This window comes from Methylocapsa sp. S129, assembly GCF_009765995.1.
Taxonomy (GTDB): domain Bacteria; phylum Pseudomonadota; class Alphaproteobacteria; order Rhizobiales; family Beijerinckiaceae; genus Roseiarcus.
The window spans coordinates 211,702-228,409 of record NZ_LMUI01000030.1 but is presented as its reverse complement, the minus strand read 5'-3'; the positions used below and the strand labels follow the sequence as shown (position 1 = coordinate 228,409).

The following is a 16,708-nucleotide window of genomic DNA, read 5'->3' as shown; positions in this document are numbered from 1 at the left end:
ATATGAACGACGACATTGCGAGTCCTGGCCGCAAATTGATGGCGCGGCTCGATGAATTCGCGCGCTTCAGCGACGAGGAAGGCCGCCTGACGCGGCTGTATCTCTCCAACGCGCATCGGCAGGCCGCGCAGCAATATGTCGCCTGGTGTCGCGAAATCGGCCTAGCCGCCGGGATCGACGCTTCGGGCAATGTTTGGGCGCGTTATGAGGGCAAGCAGCCCGGCGCCCCGGCGTTGATGATCGGTTCGCACATCGACACTGTGCGCGACGCGGGAAAGTATGACGGCAATCTGGGCGCGCTCGCCGCTTTGGCCGTGGTCGAGGAACTCGCAAAAAAGGGCGAGCGGCTGGATATCGCGGTTGAGATCGTCGCTTTCGGCGATGAGGAAGGCGTGCGCTTTCCCACAACGCTCACGGGCTCGCGCGCCTTCGCGGGACTGTTCGCGCGCTCCTCGCTCGACCAGAAAGACGCTGACGGCATCTCGATGCGCGAGGCGCTCACGAATTTTGGCTGCGAGCCGGAAGCGGTGGCGACGCTGCGCGGGCGCAATGTCGCGGCTTTCGTCGAGCTGCATATCGAGCAGGGTCCGGTGCTGGAAGCGGAGAACCTGCCGGTCGGCATCGTCACCGCGATCAATGGCGCGACGCGTTTTCACTGCACTTTGCGCGGGCTTGCCGGCCATGCCGGCGCGACGCCGATGAATCTGCGCCAGGACGCGCTCACCGCCGCCGCCGAAATGATTCTGATGATCGAGGCGCGCGCGCGTAGCGAGAACGATCTTGTCGCCACCGTTGGGCGTCTCGAAGTCGAACCGGGGGCCGTTAACGTCATTCCCGGCGAAGCGCGATTCACCATCGACATGCGGGCGCCGCGCGACGCGCAGCGCCAGCGCGCCGTCAATGACATCGACAAACAGCTCATCGCAATCGCCAAGGCGCGCAATGTCGAACTGATCTCGGTGCATACGCATGAGGCCGGCGCCTATATCTGCGATCCGCGGATCGTGGCCGGCCTCAAGGCGGCGGTCGAGCGCATTGGCAAGCCCGCGCGGCTGCTGCCGTCCGGCGCCGGGCATGATACGATGATCATGGGACAGCTCTGCCCGGCCGGCATGCTGTTCGTGCGCTGCAAGGGCGGCGTCAGTCATAACCCGCTGGAGTCGATCACGGTGGAGGATTGCGAGATCGGATTTGCGGCGCTGATGGAGTTTGTGCGCGGGTTCAAGGCGGCGACCTGACGGTTGCAAGTCAACCGGACAATCAAATTCACTGCCGCCGCAAGACGACAATCCTATTGGTGTTGGTCCCTTTGGCGTTGTTCCGAACGCCCCAGCAGTTCGCTGTCTTGGTGAATTCTTGCTGGTTCACCATCACGAAAAGCCGGTCGAACGGCAGCCCTTCCGCAGCCTCCCAGACCAGACGTTCGAGAAGGACTTTGCCGCCGCGGACTTCGCCGACCTCAAAGGCGACATGGCCGCCGCGCGCCACGACGCGCGCCAGTTCGACCAACGTGTCCCTGACCATATTTTGCCAGCTTGCTTCCGTTCGGTGATGCGCGATGGCGACGCTGGCGACATCGATGCCGGCGAACCAGCTTCTGAGCCAATTGTCCTCGGCATATTGCACGATGTCGAGAAAGGGCGGCGAGGTGACGACCAGTTGAATCGAACCGCTCTTGATCGAAGGCGTCGACTGCGCCGCATTGGTCGTCAGGAGTGACGTCAAATGCGAATTGATCGATCCATCGCTGAGCAGCGACGCCGTTTTCTTCAAAATGAGTTTCTTGATGTCGCGGTCGGTTGGGATCTGTCCTCTCTTCGCATTGATTTTCCGCTGCGAAGGCGCGGACACCGCCTGGTTCGGCGGAAGCGTGTAGACGGAAAAGAAGCCCGGCGAGTGGCCGGTCAACCGGTTGATCGCGACCATCCTGATCCAGTCGTCCACCGAGGGCGAAACGCCATCCAGCGGCGCTTTTTCGATAAGCCAATTGCGTAGCGCGCAGAGGCGCCCCAGCGTGCGCGGGCTGTAGAAAGCGAGCAGGTCGGCGTCGTCGGCTTCGCCCAAATCCCAGGGAATTTGGTCGAGCCTTTGCGCGACGTTGTCGAGCGCTGGCGGATTCAGCCGGGGCCGCGTCAGCAAGACGCTCAAGGGATTGACGTCGTTGCCCACGGGCCGACGGCCCATCAGGGCGGCCTGAAGCGGCGTCGTGCCGCGGCCCATGAACGGATCGTAGACAGCGTCTCCTGGCCGCGTCAGCCGTTCGATGAAGAATTCGGGGAGCTGCGGTTTGAAGCAAGCGCGGTAGCTCACTTCGTGAATGGAATGGGCCCGCCGCTGCCCTGATGTCCAGAACTCGTTGACCAGATAAGCGATTGAGCCTTCTCGCGCTTCGACAGAAGCCTGTCCGAACTCACAAAAATTTCGGACGAGGTCTATGAAAGACGAGGCCGCCGAATTTTTCGCGTCTGGCGCGGTCGTAAGCGGCCCCGCGCGCAACGGGAGCGTATCAACGGTCGAATCGATCATGGCGACGATCGTATCCCAGTTCTATTGACATGCCTGCGCGCGCCGAAATAAATGCGGATTGCAAAATAATTGCGGTTTTGGCCGCCCGATAGCATAGGCCCATAAGAATCGATCGAGGGAGTTGAAACATGGCCACCGGCTTTTTCGGCGACATTGCGCCGATCCGTTTTGAGGGCGCGCAAAGCGCCAATCCGCTGGCCTATCGCCACTATCAGGCCGAGAAGAAAGTATTCGGCAAGACCATGGCGGAGCATTTGCGCCCCGCCGTCTGCTATTGGCATAATTTCGCCTGGCCCGGGTCCGACATGTTCGGCGCGCCGACATTCGAGCGTCCCTGGTTTGGCGAGACGATGAAGGATGCGCGCCTGAAGGCCGACGTCGCGTTCGAGATGTTTGCGCTGCTCGGCGTTCCCTTCTTCACTTTCCATGACCGGGATGTCGTTCCCGAAGGCGCCAGTCTCGCGGAATTTGGCCGCAATCTCGCTGAGATAACTGAATATTTCGAGGCCAAAATGAAGGCCTCCGGCGTCAAGCTGCTGTGGGGCACCGCCAATCTGTTCAGCCATCCCCGCTATATGGCGGGCGCGGCGACCAATCCAGACCCGGATGTCTTCGCCTATGCGGCGGCGCAGGTGAAGAACGCGATTGACGCCACGCACCGCCTTGGCGGCGCCAATTACGTGCTTTGGGGCGGCCGCGAAGGCTATGAGACGCTGCTCAACACCGATCTCAAGCGCGAGCAGGAGCAGCTCGGGCGCTTCCTCTCGCTGGTCATCGACTACAAGCATAAGATCGGCTTCAAGGGCGTGATCCTTGTCGAGCCCAAGCCGCAGGAGCCGACCAAGCACCAGTACGATTACGACGTCGCCACGGTCTATGGCTTCCTCAAGCGTTTCGGCCTCGAGAAAGAGGTCAAGCTCAATATCGAAGTCGGCCATGCCGTCCTTGCCGGCCATTCCTTCGAACATGAAGTGGCGATGGCGGTCTCGTTGGGGCTGTTGGGGTCCCTCGACGCCAACCGCAACGATTATCAATCGGGCTGGGACACTGATCAGTTCCCTAACAATGCGGCCGAACTGCTCCCCGCCTTCTATCAAATCCTCAAGGGCGGCGGCCTTGCGCCGGGCGGTCTCAACTTCGATGCGAAAGTGCGCCGCCAGTCGATCGACCCGCAGGATTTGCTGATCGGCCATGTCGGCGGCCTCGACGTTTGCGCGCAGGCCTTGAGCGCCGCCGCCAAGCTGATCGAAGAGGGCTCCTACGATCGTTTTCTTGTCGAGCGCTATTCCGGTTGGGACGCGCCGGCAGCCAAAGCCATGCTCGCGGGGCCGTCCTCGCTCGAAGAAATCGCCAGCCGCGTCGCGCGCGATGGCGTCGATCCCAAGCCGAAATCGGGACGGCAGGAGTTTTTGGAGAATCTGCTGAATCGATTTGTCTGATCCGCGCTTACGATCGCTTTACCAGTCTTCGCGCAATGGAGGATTGCGCGGCTTTAAGCGACGGTCGTCCTGCCGAATGGCCATGTTTATGCGCCGTAATTAACGGCTCGTTGGCGTATTTGCGTTAGTCTGCGCCCTTCTGCATCCGATGCGGGCGATGGCCGCGGGCTCGGTGGCGACATGCTGCGTTTTGCAATTCTAGTGGCGATCGGCGCCTCTTTCCTCGCCTTGATAACGCCAGACCTTGTGTCGACGTTTCTCCCGAACGGCGCCCAGAGGCCCGCTCAGGCGAACTTCGCGCCGGTCAAAGCGAATGTCGCATTAAGCCCGGCGACATCAGGCGATTCCGCCGAGGCCGCCATCGACGCCGACAACGGCGGCCAATATGCGACCGATGTCGACATCAACGGCGTTCCCGTAAAAATGCTGGTCGATACCGGCGCCACGATGGTGGTCATATCCTACCAAACCGCGTCGCGGCTCGGCCTGCAGGTTCTCAATTCCGACTATACCGGGCGCGTGCAGACCGCCAATGGCGTGGCAGCCGTGGCGCCGGTCACGTTGCGCGAAGTGACGATCGGTTCGATCTATCTGGGCGATGTCAAGGCTTTGGTCGCCGATCGCAGCGCCGGCGCGATCGATCTATTGGGCATGAGCTTCCTCAAGCGCCTCGCCAGCGTCGAGCAGAAGTCAGGCAAGCTCATCTTGCGACAATAGGACGCCTGCAAAGCGCGCGTCTTGTATTGATGGCTCAATCCTGTACGAAGGCGCGCAGCGTCCGGGAACTCCGTGCCCGAGCGACGATCGAGGCCTTCATGTATCCCATTCCAAAAGCGCAGCTTCGCCCCAATAGCTATGATTATGAATCAAGCCCGATGGTCAAGCCGACAGGCTTTCGCGAATATGACGCGCGCTGGCTGTTCGAAAAAGAAATCAACCTGATGGGCGTGCAGGCGCTGGGTCTGGGCCTTGGCGCGCTGCTGCATGAAATGGGCGTGAAGCCCGAGATCGTCGTCGGTCACGATTTCCGCGGTTATTCCTCATCGATCAAATATGCGCTGATCGCCGGCCTGATGGCGGCCGGGGTCAAGGTGCATGACATCGGCCTCGCGATCACGCCGATGGCCTATTTCGCGCAATTCGACCTCGATGTCGCGGCGGTTGCGATGGTCACGGCCTCGCATAACGACAATGGCTGGACCGGGGTGAAAATGGGCGCGCAGCGCCCGGTCACATTCGGACCTGAGGAAATGAGCCGCCTGCGCGATATTGTCATATCGGGCAAGTTTCGCTTCAGCGAAGGCGGCGGCTATCGCTTCGTCGAGAATTTCCCCGCGCGCTATATCGCCGATCTCACGACGAGGCGGAAGCTGTCGCGCAAGCTCAAAGTGGTCGCCGCCTGCGGCAATGGCACGGCGGGCGCCTTCGCGCCGCAGATCCTGTCGGCGCTCGGCTGCGAAGTGGCGCCGCTCGATTGCGAGCTCGACCATACCTTTCCGCGCTACAATCCTAATCCCGAAGACCTGCACATGCTGCACGCGATGGCCGAGGCTGTGCGCGAATCCGGCGCGGATGTCGCGCTCGGCTTTGACGGCGATGGTGACCGCTGTGGCATCGTCGACAACGAGGGCGCGGAAATATTCGCCGATAAGATCGGCGTCATGCTCGCCCGCGACTTGTCGGCGCTGCACGCCAACGCCACCTTCGTCGTCGATGTCAAATCGACCGGCCTGTTCGCAACCGATCCCGTGCTCATCGCCCACGGCGTCAAGGCTGATTATTGGAAGACCGGTCATTCCCATATCAAGCGCCGCGTCCGGGATTTGAAGGCTTTGGCGGGGTTCGAGAAATCGGGGCACTTTTTCTTCAACGCGCCGATCGGGCGCGGCTATGACGACGGTTTCGTCACCGCCATCGCGGTTCTCGACATGCTCGATCGCAATCCAACGAAATCGATGGCCGACCTCTATCGCGCGCTGCCCAAGACCTTCGGTTCGCCGACGATGTCGCCTTATTGCGCGGATGAGGTGAAATATGCCGTCGCCGATCGCGTCGTCGCGCGCTTCAAGGACATGCAGGCCAAGGGCGCGTTGGTCACAGGTCAGAAAATCCGCGACATCGTCACCGTCAACGGCGTGCGCGTGACGGTCGAGGACGGCACCTGGGGGCTTGTTCGCGCCTCCTCCAACAAGCCTGAGCTCGTCGTGGTCGTCGAAAGCCCGGTGTCGGAGGCGCGCATGCGCGAGATGTTCGCGGCGGTCGACGGCGTGCTGCGGGAGAACGGCGAAGTTGGCGCCTATAATCAAACCATCTGAGGCGGTCCCGCCGCGCAATTTCGGCGAGGAGGGGCCAGGAGGGGCTTGGCAGACTTCATGAGGGGCTGGTATACCAGGCCCGGGTGATGCATATTCAAGCGACGTCATTCACCGGAAAAATCCGGACGTTAGAAACGAAAATCGGAGGAAACATCAATGCGCCTGACCCGTCGAATCGCCGTTGCGAGCCTTCTCGCCGCCGCTCTCTCGGCTCCCGCCTTCGCCGCGGACAAGCCGACTATCCTGGCTTCGGTGCCGGGAATGACCTTTCCCTTCTTCGTCCACATGATGGACGCCTTCAAAGCCGAGGGCGCCAAGCTCGGCGTCAACGTCATCGAGAGCGACGGCCAGGTTTCCTCGCCCAAACAAACCGCGGACATTGAAGCGGCGCTGACCAAGGGCGTGCAAGGCATTGTGTTGAGCCCGAACGAAGTTGACGCGATGGCCCCGGCGCTCCAGGAAGCGATCGACGCCAAAGTGCCCGTCGTCACCATCGACCGGCGCGTGCCTTCCGTCAAAGGCATCCTCGCTCATATCGGCGCGGACAATGTCAAAGGCGGCGAGGCGCAGGGCGAGTTGATCGTCAAATTGTTCCCCGACGGCGCCACGATCGTGAACCTGCAGGGCCAATCGGGCGCGAGCCCCGCCATCGACCGAAACAAGGGGCTGCATAACGTTCTCGACAAGGCCGGCGCCAAATATAAGGTCGTGTTCGAACAGACCGCCGGATTCGATCGCGCGCGCGGGCTGTCGGTGACGGAAGCGGCGCTGGCCGGACTCGCCGAGCCGCCCAAAGTGATCGTCGCCGGCAATGACGATATGGCGCTCGGCGCGATGGAAGCCGTCAAGGCGCGCAACCTCAAGGGCATCGTCATCATCGGCTTCGACGCGCTGCCTGAAGCGCTCGCCCAGATCAGGGATGGCGGACTGACTGCGACGGTCGAGCAATTCCCGGCCAAGCAATGCTCGCTCGGCGTGCAGACCCTGGTCGATTTCATCAAGAACGGCAAAAAGCCTGATCAGCAGATCACCTTGCTGACGCCGGTGGCGATCACCAAGGCCAATCTGAGCGAGGCGGAGCGCTTGAACGAGGTCAAGTGATTTCGCTTCTTTGACTTGTGGCCTGCATCGGTCGAACTAAAAGGCGCGACCCTTCCCCTCTTGCGGGGGAAGGTGTCATGCGAAGCATGACGATGAGGGGTAGTCGAGCGAAGCGAGACGGCTTTGAGCGGTTGCCAGGAATCGATCTTGGACGAGAATGGCTTCGCAAAACGGCTCCAGGGGAAAGACCTCTGAGGTTCAAAGCCGTCTCGCTTCGCTCGACTCCCCTCATCCGACCTTCGCTGACGCGAAGGCCACCTTCCCCCGCAAGGGGGGAAGGAGCGCGCATAGTCCTCTCAATTTGTGGATGCACGACGCTGAAATAGCCCAACCCTTGAGATCAGTCATGACGGGTACGGAAGCTCCATCAACGCCGGCGGACGAAGGGCCAGGGCGGCCCATTCTGAAGATGACCGGCGTCTCGAAGCAATTTCCGGGCGTCAGGGCGTTGGACGGCGTCGATCTGGAGATTGCCGAAGGCGAAATCCACGCGCTGCTGGGGGAGAATGGCGCGGGCAAGTCGACGCTGCTTAAAATCCTGTCGGGCGCGCAATCGGCCGATAAGGGCAGGATCGAACTGTTCGGCGACGAGGTTCGCTTCGAGAGCCCGCATGACGCGCAGCGCGCCGGCGTCGTGACCATCTATCAGGAGTTCACGCTGGCGCCTGATATGTCGATCGCCGAGAACGTCTTCATCGGGCGCGAGCCGGGCTCAAGATTGTTGGTGAGCTGGAAGCGGCTCGCCGCCGATACGCGGGCGATCACCGATAAGATCGGCCTCAGGCGCGATCCCATGACGCTGGTGCGCGATCTCTCTGTCGCGGAGCAGCAGCTTGTCGAAATCGCGCGCGCGCTTTCGATGCGTTCGCGCGTCATCGTCATGGACGAGCCGACATCGGCGCTGAGCGAAGCGGAAGTCGCCAATCTTGCGACGATCGTGCGCAAGCTTCGGTCCGAGGGCATTTCGATCATTTTCGTCACCCACCGGCTTGAGGAAGTGTTTCGCCTCTGCGATCGCTACACCGTGCTGCGCGATGGGCGCCTCGTTGGCGCGGGGATCGTCGCGGCGACCAATGTCGACGCCATCATCCGCATGATGGTCGGGCGCGACGTCGACGCGCTTTATGGCAGCCGGCCGATCCCCGAGCCGGGGCCGATCGCGCTTGAAGTCAAGGGCCTGACGCGGCGGCGAACGGCGCAGGATCCGCATGCGATCGAATTGATCGACGTTTCGCTGCGTTTGCATCACGGCGAAATCCTCGGGCTCGCCGGCCTGGTCGGCGCCGGCCGTACGGAAACCGCGCGCGCGATATTTGGCGCCGACCGGTTCGACCAGGGCTCGATCATAGTGGAGGGACAGCCCGTATCTTTCACCTGCCCACAGGACGCGATGAATTGCGGCATCGGGCTGGTTCCGGAGGACCGCAAGAAACAGGCTTTGTTTCTGCGCCTCGCGATCCGCACCAATGTGACGATCGCCGCGCATGACCAGATCAGCCGCCTTGGCTTTTTCATCGACGAGCGCAAGGAAAACAAGCTCGTCGAGCAATATCGCCGCCTGCTGAGCATACGCATGGCGAGCCCCGACCAGGCCGCGGGCAATTTGTCGGGCGGCAATCAACAAAAAGTCGTTCTCGCGCGATGGCTGGCCCTGCGTCCGAAAATATTGATCGTCGATGAGCCGACGCGCGGCATCGATATCGGCTCGAAGGTCGAGGTGCATAATCTGCTGGTCGAAATGGCCAAGACCGGCATTGCGGTGCTCGTCATTTCCTCCGAACTGCCCGAGATACTTGCGATCTCCGACCGTATCGTCACGATGCGCGAGGGCCGGATCACCGGTGAAATCAGCCGAACCGACGCCACCCAGGAAAACCTGATGGCGATGATGACGCTGCACGAGACGCCGGCCAACGCCGGCCCGAAAATAAACTGAGAGGCACAATGTCGGATTCGAAAGCCCTGGCGCAGGGCGAAGACAAGGGGTTCGATTTCTTTGGCTTCGTCGCAAGATTCGCGCCGCTCATTTTCCTCGTCGCGCTGATGATTCTGTTCGCGCTGCTGCAACCGCGCTTTCTATCCTCGATCAACCTGTTCAACGTGATGCGGCAGGTGTCGATCACGGGTCTGCTGGCGATCGGCATGACTTTTGTGATTCTGACGGCGGGCATCGACCTGTCGATCGGCTCGCTCGTCGCCTTCGCCGGCCTCGTCGCCGCGGCGGTCGCCAAGGGCGGATTGCAGGATCGGTTCACGGTCGGGGAGGGCGGCATCGGCTATGGTTGGGGCCTTGCGGCGCTCGCCGCGATCGCGGTCGGATTAATAGGTGGCTATATCCAGGGTCTCGCCATCACGCGGCTGAAGGTGCCTCCTTTCGTGGTGACGCTCGGCGGTATGTCCGCCTTTCGCGGCGCCGCTCTGCTGTTTGCGGCCGGCGGTCCGATATCGGGTTTCGAACCGTCGTTTACCTGGTGGGGGCAGGGCAAGATCGGTCCAGCCGATCTTGCCGTTCCGGTTCCCGTCATCATCTTTCTGGCCGCCGCGGCGCTCGCGCATGTGGCGCTGCGCTACACACGCTACGGCCGCAAGGTCTATGCGGTCGGCGGCAATCCCGAGGCGGCGCGCCTTTCGGGCCTGAACGTCAACCGGATGATCTGCAGCGTCTATGTCATCATGGGATTCTTCGCCGGGCTTGGCGCCTTCGTGCTGTCGGCGCGATTGAACTCCGCCGAGGCCGTCGCGGGCACCGGCTATGAACTGACGGTGATCGCGTCGGTGGTGATCGGCGGCACCAGCCTGTTTGGCGGATCGGGGACCATTTTTGGCACCGTCATCGGCTCGATCCTGATCGGCGTCTTGCTGAACGGTCTCGTGCTGATGAATGTCTCGTCCTATATCCAGCAGATCGTCATCGGCATCATCATCGTCCTGGCGGTCGCCTTCGATACTTTCGCTAAATCGAGGCGGCGCAGGATCTAAGCGAGGAAGCGGGCGGCGATTGGCGCGATGAGAAAAGCTGCGAATGGACGCCCGCCTCGATATGACTGCCGAGCCGCCGGCCTTCGTCTTGCCCGATCTCCTGCAGCCTGGTCTCAGGATCGTGTTTTGCGGCACGGCTGCCGGGACCACGTCGGCGCGGCGCGGCCATTATTACGCGCATCCGCAGAATAAATTCTGGCCGACGCTGCATGCGATTGGCCTGACGCCGCGCCGGCTCGACCCTTCCGAATTTCCCCTTCTTCCAGGCTGGGGCGTCGGGCTCACCGATATCGCTAAGACGGTTTCGGGTATGGATAAGGAGCTGCCTTCGGGCAGCCTCGGCCGTCTCGCCTGCGACGCCCTGCATCTGCGCATCCTGACGCATCAACCCGCCATTCTCGCCTTCACGAGCCTGACCGCCGGCCGTCGCTATCTTCGCCGCCAGGCGGAGTTCGGCGAGCAGAGCGAGACGATCGGCGCGACGCGCATCTGGTTGCTGCCCTCGCCCTCGCCGGCGGCGAACTGGAACTGGCGCGAACACGAGCGCTGGTGGCGCGCGGTGGCGGAAGGCGCGCGCGGAGGAGAGTGAGGCTGAAGCGCGCGCTGACCTTGTTCGCAAGCAGCGCCTTGGCTAGGCTTTGTCGTGTTGATGAGTCCGAGCTTCGTTCCACGACTCGACAAGAGGAGCAAGGCCGGATGCCGAACTCAAAGCCCGTTCTCTATCTCCTCTGCGGGAAGATCGCTGCGGGGAAGTCTACGATCGCCGCGGGCTTGGCGTCCCGCCCGGCGACCGTCCTCATCAGCGAGGATCACTGGAGCGCCCACCTATTCCTGGATGAGTTGAAGACCATCGCGGACTACCGCCGCTATTCCAGCCGGCTTCGCAACGCCATGGGCCCGCATGTCGTCTCTCTGCTTAAAGCAGGCGTTTCGGTAGTATTGGATTTTCCTGCAAATACCGTCGCGCTCCGACGCTGGATGCGTGGGATCATCGAGGAAGCAAACGTCGCCCATGAATTGCACTATCTCGATATCTCGGACGAGACCTGTAAGCGCCGGCTGCGGGAGCGGAATGCGGCTGGCGAACACCCGTTCCGGACCGGCGAAGCCGATTACGAGCTTTTTACGAGGTATTTTACGCCCCCCGCACCCGACGAAGGGTTCAACGTCGTCGTTCACGGCGAACCGCCGCGTGCGGAGCTTTCAGGAAAACCCCCGTATCCTCGGGGCGCATTTTCTAGACCAGAACAGACGTAACTCAGTAAAGCGACAGTTCACCTTCCGCCCGCCAGCTCTTCGAGAGTCGGCGCGACCGCATCGTCTGAAATTCAGGACTTCCGCCCAAAGGCGAGCTCCACCGCGTGGAAGAGGCCGATGAGCAACGCGCCTATGGCGACAGCGATCAATGATATGAGAGGGTACTGCCCGACATCCGTCCAATGCGCGAGTAGAACCGCTATGACGAAGCAGCTCCATCCGCCGATCAGATTGGGGATGGGCGAATTGCCCAACGCGCAGGGATAGGATTCCCCCGTAATCCCTTTCACGAAATGAGGGACGCCATTCGCGCCAAACAATCCGGCGAAAAAGCAGAGGACCGCTGTTTGCCACATGCTGACTCCTGTCGGCCCAATCATCCGTTGGTTTTCATGGTCTCGTATGGCGTGATTTAAGCGGCAATCTCCGAAAAACCAGCCGCGGGCCAAGCGCGGCCAGAGCGCGCTGGGGGAGCCGTTCCGCAAGCCATATCCATAGGCTGGCGCGTTTCGTCTAACGCCGTCCGGCGCTCTCGTCTTTGTTTACGCCGTCGAGAAAGTGCGCCACCTCCAAATCGGCTCGCAGTGCGGAAAGCTCTTCGAGCGTCGGCAATTGCGGCCGGTCGCGGTCGGCGTTGACGAGGCATAGGAAGCCGAGCTTTTCGCCCGGCGCCGGGCGAAACTGATGCCAGGTCCAGGGCGGGATCGTGATGAGGTCATGCGGCTTCACCGCATGAACAATCGTCCCGACGAGCACTTGCCCCTCGCCGCGCAGGATCATCACCGCATGCATATGCTCGTGGCGCTCCAGTGTGGAATAGCCATCGGGCTCAACCTCGAAATAGCGCAATTCGCCCGCCAGGCGCGGATCGGAGAACAGAACCTGCCGCGACACCGCTTTGAACGGCGCGGCGTTCTCCTCCTTGTAGCGGCGCGAATCGACGCCCGCCCAGCGAAAATCCTCGGCTTTGCGCAGCGAGGCCGGATCAAGAACGGCGTCAGACATCCTTTTCACCATAATCATGTTCGGCGACCGCGCGCACGAAACTGGCTGTCTCGGCGGCGAGATTCTCTCGGGGCGCCGACAGAAGCGCGCCGCCGATCAGCAGCATCGCATCTTTTCCGTAGAAGCGCAGCATCTCGGGAACGCGCCGCACATTCATGCCGCCGGCCGGCACCGGAACGCCGGCCTGGAGATCGCCCCATGGCTCGCGCAACCTGCTGGCGATTTGCCCACAGGTCTGGCTCGAATAGCCAAAGCGTCCGCCGTGATTGGGGAAAATGGCGCCGTCCGCGCCGAACAGCCGGAACAGCCGCGCGAAAAGCACGGGCGAGACGCGCGCGGCGCCCGACATGGTGGGGTGGGTGATGAAGGCGAAGTCTGGATGCGCGGCGACGAGGCCTTGCAATGTCGAGACGCCAGCGATGGCGGGCGCAATCATGACGGTGTCGATGCCCTCGTCGCGGGCGACGCCAAGCTGGCGCTCGATTTGCCCAAAATGGCCTGACAGGCTCGGGATATAGCGGGTTGGCGCGCCCGTGATCGCGGCGGCCTTGCGCACGGCTCCGGCGCAGGCGCGAACGCGCGTCTCAAAGGGGCTGTAGGATTGATCGGCCAGTCCGTGGTCGTCCTTGACGAAATCGAGGCCGCCCTGCGCCAGCGCGAAAGCAAGTTCGGCGAGCGCGTCCGCCGACAGGCCCTGAGGCTTGAGGGCGGAACAGGTCAGCGCACGATTTTCAGCCCGCGCACGGCGCCGCAGTCCCTGGAGTCCATGACGAGGACCGCCAAATCTCGCAAGCAATTCGTCCGGCAGCGCGACGTCGTGGAGAATGACATCCTCATGCAGCGAAGTATTGCCGAACAGCATATTGAGGAGTTGGCCCGCGTCGTCGCCGATCGTCGATGTCGCAAGGGCGATGTCGACATCGAACCAGCCGTCGCCGCGATCGGCGATGCTGCTCACCTGGCCGACGATGTCGCTCAGGATCGAAGCCTCGCGGACGGCCGACACCGGCATTTCGACGCTTTGCTCGATTGCGATCGTGCGCGCACGCTCATCGATCGCCTTCGCGTCGCTGCGAATGCGGTAGGAAGCAATCAGTCTTGAAGGCAAAGCAGCCCCTTCTCTTTGGGTGGTCCGGCGGCGGGCGCCTCATGACCTCGTTGTTTCTGTCGAAGCGGGTTCTTCTTTCGGGGCGATCCGTTCGCTTCAATACACCGGCCTCACGCCGGCTGTCGCCGCCGCATGGATGTCGAACGTCGCGGTATAGCGCAATGCGCGCCATGACAAGCCTGCGCGATCAGTCAGTCTGCGAAATCCGCTTTCGATGACGCGAAGCGCCAGAAAGCCTTCCGGGCTGTCTTTGATCAACCCCACTCGGATCGACGCGCGGAAAGTCAATTGGGATAGGGATTGACGAAAAGTCCGACCAGTCCCGCCGCGCCCTTCGTGCGCCCTGTCAAGCGCGCCCAAAGTTCCGGCATGGTCAGTCCCGGCGGCAATTCCTTGGCGTCCAGATCGGTGGCGATGACCACGAACGTATAGTGGTGGGGCGAGCCCGGCGGAGGGCAGGGGCCGGAATAATTGGCGACGCCCTGGCTGCTCCTGCCGCCGATATATTTATCCGACGGCTTGCTGACCTCGCCCTCCGCGAAGGAAGTTACGTCCAGCGGAATTCCGTAGGCGAGCCAGTGATAGACGCCCGTGCCGCCTCGCCCTTCCGGATCGACCATGGTCAGCGCGAAACTTCTCGTTCCCTCGGGCGCGCCTGCCCAGGCCAATTGCGGCGATACATTTTCGCCGACGCAATTGGGATTGGCCGGATTGGCGTTGGCGATCTTCTTCGGCATGATGGCGCCATCTTTGAAGGTCGTTGAAGTCAGCGTGAAGGGTTCGGCCGCCAGAGCGGCTCCGCCACAGCAAAATATCAGGATTGCGGCGCCCTTCGTCAGGAGCGTGGCCGCCGGCAGCTTGCTCGCCATAGCGTTTCCCCTTTCATCCTGTTTGACCGTGCTCGGACAGGCGAGTCCGTTGGGGGGATTGTGCCTCGCCATGGCTTTGCGGGCAATCCGCCCGATATCCCGCCTTATGCTTCTTCCACGAGCGGTCGCTCTTGCGTTTCAGAGATATCTGACTAAAGTCAGAGAATGGATTCGCGCCAGATTCAGCAAGTTCGTCATTTCAACCGCGTGGTCACCCAACGCATCGGCGCGCTGGAGGAAAGCTATTTGCGTCGCGGTCGCCCTTTGGGGGAGGCGCGGCTCATTTTCGAAGCGGGCGCGCATGGCGCGGATGTGCGCGCGCTGCGAAGCAAACTCGGTCTGGATTCTGGATATCTCAGCCGGCTTCTCAGGTCGCTGGAAGCGCAAGGCCTCATCCTGGTCGACAAACAAATCGGGGATGGCCGCTTGCGACGCGTGAGCCTGACGCCGAAAGGGCAGGCCGAATTCGCGGCGTACGAGGGGCTTTCCGACGAACTCGCCCAATCGATATTGGCGCCGCTCGAAGCGGCGCAACGCGACCGCCTGGTTGACGCCATGGCGGAGGTCGAGCGACTGATCAGAGTCGCCGCCGTCGACGTGCGCATTGAAGCGCCGGGTAGCGAGGACGCGCGATGGTGCCTCGACGAATATTTTCACGAACTTACGGAACGTTTCGAGAGCGGCTTCGATCCCACCAAGAGCAATCCGGCGCGCGATGACGAGATGGCGCCCCCGGCGGGCGTGTTCATTGTCGCTCGGCTGGATGGCTGTCCGGCTGGATGCTGCGCGCTCAAGTTTGGGGACAAGACGACCGGCGAGATCAAGCGGATGTGGACGGCCTCCTCCGCGCGCGGTCGCGGAATCGCACGAAAAATGCTCCAAACGCTTGAGGCCATTGCGCGGGACGCCGGCCTGACGGCGCTTCGCCTCGAAACCAACCGGACGCTCAAAGAGGCGCAGGCGCTCTACCGCAGCGAGGGGTATCGGGAAGTCGCCCCCTTCAATGACGAACCTTATGCGCATCATTGGTTCGCAAAGGACTTGTAGCGCGGCATAGAGTCGCATTGAAGCCGCCGGCTCTCGCGCCGGTTCAGATGCGGAGTTTCGCCGCGGATCTGTCTCGCCGTCCGCGACAATGAGGCGGTGGATTTCTACGTGATGGCGTGCAGATCCATCGTCCATGTCTGACCGACGAGGGCCTTGCCGAAAGAGACATGCGGCTCTTCGCTGATCAGCTTGAAGCCAGCGGCTTCATAAAGGCGCCGGGCGGCGACAAGAATGTCGTTGGTCCACAGGGTCAATCTGGCGTAGCCGACCTCTCTGGCTCTTGCGACGCAGGCGTCGACCAAAGCCGCGCCGATCCCTAACCCACGGGCCTCCGGCTCGATGTAAAGCAGGCGCAATTTGCCTGTCGCCTCGTCGTCGCCGCGCATCAGGAAGATCGAGCCGACGATCTCGCCATGACGCTCGGCGAGCCATCCCTGTTCGCGGACGGGGTCGAAGTTCTTGACGAAGCCGCCGAGAATTTCCGCAACCAATCCGTCAAAAGTCCAGTCCCAGCCATATTCGCCGGCATAGAGCGCGCCCTGGCGATGAATCACCCAACCGATATCGCCGACTCGCGGGCTCCTAAGGATGAAATCCGGGCCAGAAGGCGCACGCGGACTCAACGCTTCCTCGATAACATCGGCTGCGCCGATCAAGCGCCGGCGCGCCGTTTCGCCGAGTGGCGCCAGCATGCCGGCGATCTGTTCGACTGTCGCCTGTTCGAGCGTATCGAACGCCGCGCGCCCTTTGGGCGTGAGGGACAGCAGCTTGTGCTTGGCGTGCGCCGCGCTTGGCGCGCTCGTGAGCAGCCTCCGCGTCCTGAAAGCTTTGAGAATCCGGCTGAGCTGCGCGGGATCGAGGCCGAGATCGCGCGCGATTTCGGCGGCGGTCGGCGACGTGCGATGGGCCAGTTCATAAAGCACGCGCGCCTGGGTGAGCGAGAAGGGGCTATGCGAAAGGCGCTCGTCGAGCAGGCCGAGCTGGCGTGTGTAGAACCGGTTGAATCGCCGCAGCCGGCCGATCGCATCCATGATTTCTCTGTCTCCAGATCTGCGGACTTAG

Annotated in this window: 16 protein-coding genes; 10 read left to right on the top strand and 6 right to left on the bottom strand. The window is 62.2% G+C overall.

The features are described from left to right. Positions 1-2: 2 nt before the first annotated feature. The gene (locus GSQ90_RS18715; RefSeq protein WP_158816398.1) at positions 3-1,238 is read left to right on the top strand and encodes an allantoate amidohydrolase; all 1,236 of its coding nucleotides are present in this window, start codon (positions 3-5) and stop codon (positions 1,236-1,238) included. Between the two features lie 28 nt (positions 1,239-1,266). Here the strand turns inward: GSQ90_RS18715 and GSQ90_RS18710 are convergent, their stop codons facing one another. Continuing rightward, entirely contained in the window at positions 1,267-2,526 is a 1,260-nt protein-coding gene (locus GSQ90_RS18710; protein ID WP_158816397.1) for a DNA methyltransferase, read from the bottom strand. A 128-nt stretch (positions 2,527-2,654) separates the two neighbouring features. On the opposite strand from GSQ90_RS18710, the gene xylA reads away from it, so the two are divergent. The 8 genes from xylA to GSQ90_RS18670 all read left to right on the top strand — a co-directional run bounded on the left by xylA (position 2,655) and on the right by GSQ90_RS18670 (position 11,617). Beyond that, positions 2,655-3,965, top strand: a complete 1,311-nt coding sequence (xylA, locus tag GSQ90_RS18705) for a xylose isomerase (protein ID WP_158816396.1) — start codon at positions 2,655-2,657, stop codon at positions 3,963-3,965. Positions 3,966-4,145: 180 nt separating this feature from the next. Beyond that, complete coding sequence (locus tag GSQ90_RS18700) at positions 4,146-4,682, top strand: TIGR02281 family clan AA aspartic protease (RefSeq protein WP_158816395.1); 537 nt, start codon at positions 4,146-4,148, stop codon at positions 4,680-4,682. A 98-nt stretch (positions 4,683-4,780) separates the two neighbouring features. Beyond that, a complete protein-coding gene (locus tag GSQ90_RS18695; RefSeq protein ID WP_158816394.1) occupies positions 4,781-6,280 on the top strand; it encodes a phosphomannomutase/phosphoglucomutase in 1,500 nt (499 codons plus the stop codon). Positions 6,281-6,436: 156 nt separating this feature from the next. Further along, positions 6,437-7,381: a substrate-binding domain-containing protein gene (locus GSQ90_RS18690; RefSeq protein ID WP_158816393.1), complete on the top strand. Its 945-nt coding sequence runs from the start codon at positions 6,437-6,439 to the stop codon at positions 7,379-7,381. Between the two features lie 346 nt (positions 7,382-7,727). Beyond that, complete coding sequence (locus GSQ90_RS18685; RefSeq protein ID WP_158816392.1) at positions 7,728-9,317, top strand: sugar ABC transporter ATP-binding protein; 1,590 nt, start codon at positions 7,728-7,730, stop codon at positions 9,315-9,317. An 8-nt stretch (positions 9,318-9,325) separates the two neighbouring features. Then, complete coding sequence (locus tag GSQ90_RS18680; protein WP_158816391.1) at positions 9,326-10,360, top strand: ABC transporter permease; 1,035 nt, start codon at positions 9,326-9,328, stop codon at positions 10,358-10,360. 43 nt (positions 10,361-10,403) lie between these two features. Further along, positions 10,404-10,949, top strand: coding sequence for a mismatch-specific DNA-glycosylase (locus tag GSQ90_RS18675; protein ID WP_158816390.1), 546 nt, complete (start codon positions 10,404-10,406; stop codon positions 10,947-10,949). A gap of 107 nt (positions 10,950-11,056) precedes the next feature. Then, positions 11,057-11,617 carry an ATP-binding protein gene (locus tag GSQ90_RS18670; RefSeq protein ID WP_158816389.1) on the top strand — a complete coding sequence of 187 codons (561 nt, stop codon included), beginning with the start codon at positions 11,057-11,059 and terminating at the stop codon, positions 11,615-11,617. A 71-nt stretch (positions 11,618-11,688) separates the two neighbouring features. Here GSQ90_RS18670 and GSQ90_RS18665 read toward each other — a convergent pair whose 3' ends face one another. The 4 genes from GSQ90_RS18665 to GSQ90_RS18650 form a co-directional block, all read right to left on the bottom strand. Beyond that, positions 11,689-11,973, bottom strand: coding sequence for a hypothetical protein (locus GSQ90_RS18665; protein WP_158816388.1), 285 nt, complete (start codon positions 11,971-11,973; stop codon positions 11,689-11,691). A 157-nt stretch (positions 11,974-12,130) separates the two neighbouring features. After that, complete coding sequence (locus tag GSQ90_RS18660) at positions 12,131-12,622, bottom strand: cupin domain-containing protein (RefSeq protein ID WP_158816387.1); 492 nt, start codon at positions 12,620-12,622, stop codon at positions 12,131-12,133. Continuing rightward, complete coding sequence (locus GSQ90_RS18655; RefSeq protein ID WP_158816386.1) at positions 12,615-13,730, bottom strand: RuBisCO large subunit C-terminal-like domain-containing protein; 1,116 nt, start codon at positions 13,728-13,730, stop codon at positions 12,615-12,617. The genes GSQ90_RS18660 and GSQ90_RS18655 overlap by 8 nt, the downstream gene beginning before the upstream one ends. Before the next feature lie 284 nt (positions 13,731-14,014). Continuing rightward, entirely contained in the window at positions 14,015-14,599 is a 585-nt protein-coding gene (locus GSQ90_RS18650; RefSeq protein ID WP_158816385.1) for a YbhB/YbcL family Raf kinase inhibitor-like protein, read from the bottom strand. Between the two features lie 165 nt (positions 14,600-14,764). Here GSQ90_RS18650 and GSQ90_RS18645 point away from each other — a divergent pair, with 165 nt between their 5' ends. Continuing rightward, positions 14,765-15,646, top strand: coding sequence for a helix-turn-helix domain-containing GNAT family N-acetyltransferase (locus tag GSQ90_RS18645; RefSeq protein WP_158816384.1), 882 nt, complete (start codon positions 14,765-14,767; stop codon positions 15,644-15,646). A 104-nt stretch (positions 15,647-15,750) separates the two neighbouring features. On the opposite strand, the gene GSQ90_RS18640 is transcribed toward GSQ90_RS18645, so the two are convergent. Beyond that, the gene (locus tag GSQ90_RS18640) at positions 15,751-16,677 is read right to left on the bottom strand and encodes a bifunctional helix-turn-helix transcriptional regulator/GNAT family N-acetyltransferase (RefSeq protein ID WP_158816383.1); all 927 of its coding nucleotides are present in this window, start codon (positions 16,675-16,677) and stop codon (positions 15,751-15,753) included. Between the last annotated feature and the right edge of the window lie 31 nt (positions 16,678-16,708).

Coding starts and splice junctions, on each gene's coding strand:
- GSQ90_RS18715 (WP_158816398.1), top strand. CDS start 3: ATGAACGACGACATTGCGAGTCCTGGCCGCAAATTGATGGCGCGGCTC.
- GSQ90_RS18710 (WP_158816397.1), bottom strand. CDS start 2,526: ATGATCGATTCGACCGTTGATACGCTCCCGTTGCGCGCGGGGCCGCTT.
- xylA (WP_158816396.1), top strand. CDS start 2,655: ATGGCCACCGGCTTTTTCGGCGACATTGCGCCGATCCGTTTTGAGGGC.
- GSQ90_RS18700 (WP_158816395.1), top strand. CDS start 4,146: ATGCTGCGTTTTGCAATTCTAGTGGCGATCGGCGCCTCTTTCCTCGCC.
- GSQ90_RS18695 (WP_158816394.1), top strand. CDS start 4,781: ATGTATCCCATTCCAAAAGCGCAGCTTCGCCCCAATAGCTATGATTAT.
- GSQ90_RS18690 (WP_158816393.1), top strand. CDS start 6,437: ATGCGCCTGACCCGTCGAATCGCCGTTGCGAGCCTTCTCGCCGCCGCT.
- GSQ90_RS18685 (WP_158816392.1), top strand. CDS start 7,728: ATGACGGGTACGGAAGCTCCATCAACGCCGGCGGACGAAGGGCCAGGG.
- GSQ90_RS18680 (WP_158816391.1), top strand. CDS start 9,326: ATGTCGGATTCGAAAGCCCTGGCGCAGGGCGAAGACAAGGGGTTCGAT.
- GSQ90_RS18675 (WP_158816390.1), top strand. CDS start 10,404: ATGGACGCCCGCCTCGATATGACTGCCGAGCCGCCGGCCTTCGTCTTG.
- GSQ90_RS18670 (WP_158816389.1), top strand. CDS start 11,057: ATGCCGAACTCAAAGCCCGTTCTCTATCTCCTCTGCGGGAAGATCGCT.
- GSQ90_RS18665 (WP_158816388.1), bottom strand. CDS start 11,973: ATGTGGCAAACAGCGGTCCTCTGCTTTTTCGCCGGATTGTTTGGCGCG.
- GSQ90_RS18660 (WP_158816387.1), bottom strand. CDS start 12,622: ATGTCTGACGCCGTTCTTGATCCGGCCTCGCTGCGCAAAGCCGAGGAT.
- GSQ90_RS18650 (WP_158816385.1), bottom strand. CDS start 14,599: ATGGCGAGCAAGCTGCCGGCGGCCACGCTCCTGACGAAGGGCGCCGCA.
- GSQ90_RS18645 (WP_158816384.1), top strand. CDS start 14,765: ATGGATTCGCGCCAGATTCAGCAAGTTCGTCATTTCAACCGCGTGGTC.
- GSQ90_RS18640 (WP_158816383.1), bottom strand. CDS start 16,677: ATGGATGCGATCGGCCGGCTGCGGCGATTCAACCGGTTCTACACACGC.